1 protein-coding gene is annotated in these 384 nt (G+C 65.1%); it reads right to left on the bottom strand.

What is annotated here, in order from left to right; translation table 11 throughout:
- Window positions 1-384 (bottom strand): response regulator (locus tag DY467_RS26090; protein ID WP_164639945.1); only part of this gene is annotated, 384 nt, incomplete at both ends.

The following is a 384-nucleotide window of genomic DNA, read 5'->3' as shown; positions in this document are numbered from 1 at the left end:
GGCGATGATCGGGCGGTTCGGGATCCGCCGCTCCTGCATCATCGCGCGCAGTCGCCGGGTTGCTTCATAGCCGTCCATCACCGGCATCTGGCAGTCCATCAGGATCACGTCGTACTCGGCGCGGGCGGCCGCCTCGAGCGCTTGTGCGCCGTCTTCAGCGATGTCGACGATGCAGCCGAGGTCGATCAGCATCTCCTCGGAGACCATCTGATTGATGCGGTTGTCCTCGGCCAGCAGGACCCGGACACCGGCGAAGCGTTGCGGCAGAGGTGCCTGCGGCGCGGACTTGTCCTTGGTCTTGTTGGCGTGATGGCGAATCCGGCGTTCGACGGAGGCAACCAAGTCGCCGGGTAGAAACGGCTTGCGGACGAGATCGTCGAAGGC

It is taken from the genome of Rhodopseudomonas sp. BR0G17, assembly GCF_010907025.1.
GTDB lineage: Bacteria > Pseudomonadota > Alphaproteobacteria > Rhizobiales > Xanthobacteraceae > Rhodopseudomonas > Rhodopseudomonas palustris_H.
This window is presented reverse-complemented; position numbering and strand designations above follow the sequence as displayed.